We start from the raw sequence: 3,685 nt of genomic DNA on the forward strand, positions 1-3,685 counted from the left end.
ACTCCGCGGCGCTCGAGTACCTGCTCATGGCCGGGTCGGTGGGCGTGGCGCTGTGCGGGATCGGGCTCGCGTACTATCTGTACCGGGTCCGCCCGGAGAAGCCAGGGGAGATCGCCGGCAGGGTGCCGGGGCTCTACGACGTGGTGTTCCACAAGTATTACGTCGACGAGATCTACGACGCCGCCATCGTGCGAAGGATCGTGAACGGCTCGATCTGGCTGTGGGAGGCGTTCGACGCGACGTTCATCGACGGGATCGTGAACGGCGTCGCAGGCCTGGTGCAGAGGGTGGGCGACGCGACGAGACGCGTGCAGACCGGCGTGGTGGGGAACTACGCCCTTTCCCTGCTTCTGGGCGCGGTGATCCTCGTCGGATTCCTGATCTGGCCGTGAGAACGGCGAAGGGAGATTCTTAGGAGCGTGTGCCGATGACATCCGTTTTCCAGCCCGTGATGACGAACCTGCTTACCGCGGTGATCTTCCTCCCGCTCGCCGGGGCCTTGCTGCTCGTCTTCCTGCCGAGGGAAAACCACCGTCTCCTGCGCAACGTGACCTTCGCCGTCACGCTCGTGGAGTTCCTCCTGTCGCTGGCGGTGGCGATCCTGTTCGACGGGTCGACCGCCGCAATGCAGTTCGTCCAGAAGGTCCCCTGGATCCCCCAGTACGGGATCAGCTACCACGTGGGGGTGGACGGCATCTCCCTGTGGCTCCTTTTGCTCACCACGTTCCTGATGCCGATCACCATCCTGTCCACCTACACGTCCGTCACGAAGCACGTGAAGGAGTTCATGATCTTCATGCTCATCCTCGAGGTCGGGATGGTGGGGGTGTTCCTCGCGATCGACCTCTTCCTGTTCTACATCTTCTGGGAGACCGTCCTCATCCCGATGTACTTCCTGATCGGGGTGTGGGGCAGCGACCGGCGCATCTACTCGGCGATCAAGTTCTTCCTGTACACGTTCGCGGGCTCGGTGCTGATGCTCGTCGCCATCATCGCGCTCTATTTCCACCACTACGAGGTGACCGGGGTCTACTCCACCGACCTGCTGGCCATGCACGCCCTGGCCATCCCCGTGAAGCTCCAGTTCTGGATGTTCGCCGCCTTCGCGCTGGCGTTCGCCTTCAAGGTGCCGATGTTCCCGTTCCACACGTGGCTCCCCGACGCCCACGTCGACGCCCCCACCGCGGGGTCGGTCATCCTGGCGGCGGTCCTGCTCAAGATGGGGACGTACGGGTTCCTGCGGTTCGCGATCCCCCTGTTCCCCGTCGCCGCCATGGACCTGACGCCGCTCATCGCGACGCTCGCGGTGATCGGGATCATTTACGGCGCCCTGGTGGCGATGGTCCAGAAGGACATCAAGAAGCTCGTGGCCTACTCCTCCGTGGCCCACCTGGGGTTCGTGATGCTCGGGCTGTTCGCGTTCAACATCCAGGGGATCGAGGGCGGCATCCTCCAGATGGTCAACCACGGGATCTCGACGGGGGCCCTCTTCCTCCTCGTCGGGATCCTCTACGAGCGGCGCCACACCCGCCTCATCTCGGAATACGGGGGGCTGTCGAAGGTGCTCCCCCTGTACGCCGCCTGCTTCATGATCATCACCCTCTCCTCGATCGGGCTGCCCGGGATGAACGGCTTCGTCGGGGAGTTCCTCATCATGGTGGGGGCGTTCCAGCCGATGCGGGCGCTCACGGTGGTGGCGGCCAGCGGCGTCATCTTCGCGGCGGTCTACATGCTCTGGATGTTCCAGCGGGTGATGTTCGGCACGATCACGAACGAGAAGAACCGGCACCTGCCGGACATGAACGCGCGGGAGGTGGCCTACATGCTCCCCCTCCTCGTGTTCGTCTTCTGGATCGGCGTCTACCCCCAGACGTTCCTGCGGAAAATGGACGCCTCGGTTACGGCCCTCGTGGCGCGGATCGAGACGCAACGTCAGGCGGCGCTCGCCGGCTCCCCCCCGGGGGAGACGCTGATCGCCCGCTACTTGAACGCGGGGAAGTGAGGCAACGATGGGACCGATCGCCTTGGATGCGGCGACGCTTCTGAAGAGCGTCTATAGCATCATCCCCGAGATCCTCGTGGTGGCGACGGCGCTCTTCGTCCTCTTCCTGGACGTGGTGATCCCCGAGGAGAACAAGCAGGTCCTCTGCGGGGCGAGCCTCGTCGGCATCGGCATCGCCCTGTTCTCCGTGTACGCCCTCGGGCAGGGGAAGATCGAGGGTTTTTCCGGGATGATCGTACACGACGGATTGGGCGCCTTCGCCGACGTCGTCATCCTCTCCGCCTGCGCCTTGACCCTGTTGATGGCGACCGGCTACTCCGAATGGGAGGGGACGCAAAAAGGGGAGTTCTACTCCCTCCTCCTGCTCTCCACCTCGGGGATGATGTTCATGGCCAAGGGGACCGACCTGATGACGGTTTTCCTCGGGCTGGAGACGCTGTCGATCCCGATCTACGTTCTCGTCGGCTTCCACCGCAGGCGGATGTCCTCGATCGAGGGGGCCCTGAAATACTTCCTCCTCGGCGCCTTCGCCTCGGGGTTCCTCCTGTACGGAATCGCCCTGATGTACGCGTCGACCGGCACGACGAAGATCCCCGTCCTGGCCACGATGCTCTACGACTCGCGGATCGTGGAAAGCCCGCTCTTCCTCCTCGGGACGGGCCTGCTTCTCGTGGGGCTCGCCTTCAAGGTGTCGCTGGTCCCCTTCCACATGTGGACGCCGGACGCGTACGAAGGCGCCCCGACGGTGGTGACCGCCTTCATGTCGGCCGCGGTCAAGGCGGCCGCCTTCGCCGCGCTCATCCGGGTGCTCCTGGTGGCGCTGCCCGGCGTGCAGCCCGTCCTGTGGAAGGTCCTCTGGGGCCTGGCCGTGCTGACGATGACCGTGGGGAACCTGTCGGCGCTCGTGCAGGACAACGTGAAACGGCTGCTCGCCTACTCCTCGATCGCCCACGCCGGGTACATCCTCGTCGGGCTCGTCTCCGGCGACGTCCTCGGCGGACAGGCCTCCCTGTTCTACCTTCTGGTCTACGCCTTCATGAACATGGGCGCCTTCGGCGTGGTGATCCTCATCGCGCAGAAGGAGGACGAGGGGTACGACATCCGCAACCTGAAAGGAATCGGCTTCCGGTACCCGGCGCTCGGCGCCCTGCTCACCCTCTTTCTCGTGTCGCTCGGGGGGATCCCCCCGACGGCCGGGTTCGTCGGGAAGTTCTACCTCTTCAGCGCCGCGGTGAAGAACGGCTACCTCTGGCTGGCCGTGATCGGGGTCTTGAACAGCGCCGCCTCCATCTACTACTACCTGCGCCTGGTCGTGTACATGTACATGATGCCCGCGGACAAAGAGGTGCCCGTCCCGCGCCCGCCGCGCTTCTATTTCTCGATGGCCCTGTGCGCCTCCGCGGTCGTCGTGCTCGTCCTGGGGATCGTCCCCCGCTCCGTGCTCGAGATCGCCGAGCGCTCCGTCATCTCTCTCCTGATGTAAGAACAGGGACCTAAGAACAGGGACGTTCCTTCTAAGAACTCTTCCGCCCCTGCGGCGTTCGCCACCGCCAGAGAAGTCCCGGCTCGGTTTCGCCTCCGGGGTCACGCTTGCAGGGGGGCGGCCCTTCCGGAATCGAAACCGGCGGAAAGGCATCCCTGTTATATATTTCGATATCGGGATGTTCACGTCGAACGCAAGGG

Annotated in this window: 3 protein-coding genes; all 3 read left to right on the plus strand. The window is 64.5% G+C overall.

The annotated features are described in order from the left end of the window. Positions 1-392 (plus strand): hypothetical protein (locus VJ307_08820; GenBank protein ID HJX74245.1); only part of this gene is annotated, 392 nt, incomplete at its 5' end. Between the two features lie 35 nt (positions 393-427). Then, positions 428-2,002 carry an NADH-quinone oxidoreductase subunit M gene (locus tag VJ307_08825; protein HJX74246.1) on the plus strand — a complete coding sequence of 525 codons (1,575 nt, stop codon included), beginning with the start codon at positions 428-430 and terminating at the stop codon, positions 2,000-2,002. Between the two features lie 7 nt (positions 2,003-2,009). Next, positions 2,010-3,485 (plus strand): NADH-quinone oxidoreductase subunit N, encoded by a 1,476-nt coding sequence (locus tag VJ307_08830; GenBank protein ID HJX74247.1) that lies wholly within the window; start codon positions 2,010-2,012, stop codon positions 3,483-3,485. The last annotated feature ends 200 nt before the right edge of the window (positions 3,486-3,685 follow it).

The sequence above is a fragment of the Candidatus Deferrimicrobiaceae bacterium genome, assembly GCA_035256765.1.
Classification (GTDB): Bacteria; Desulfobacterota; Deferrimicrobia; order Deferrimicrobiales; family Deferrimicrobiaceae; genus CSP1-8.

Coding starts and splice junctions, on each gene's coding strand:
- VJ307_08825 (HJX74246.1), top strand. CDS start 428: ATGACATCCGTTTTCCAGCCCGTGATGACGAACCTGCTTACCGCGGTG.
- VJ307_08830 (HJX74247.1), top strand. CDS start 2,010: ATGGGACCGATCGCCTTGGATGCGGCGACGCTTCTGAAGAGCGTCTAT.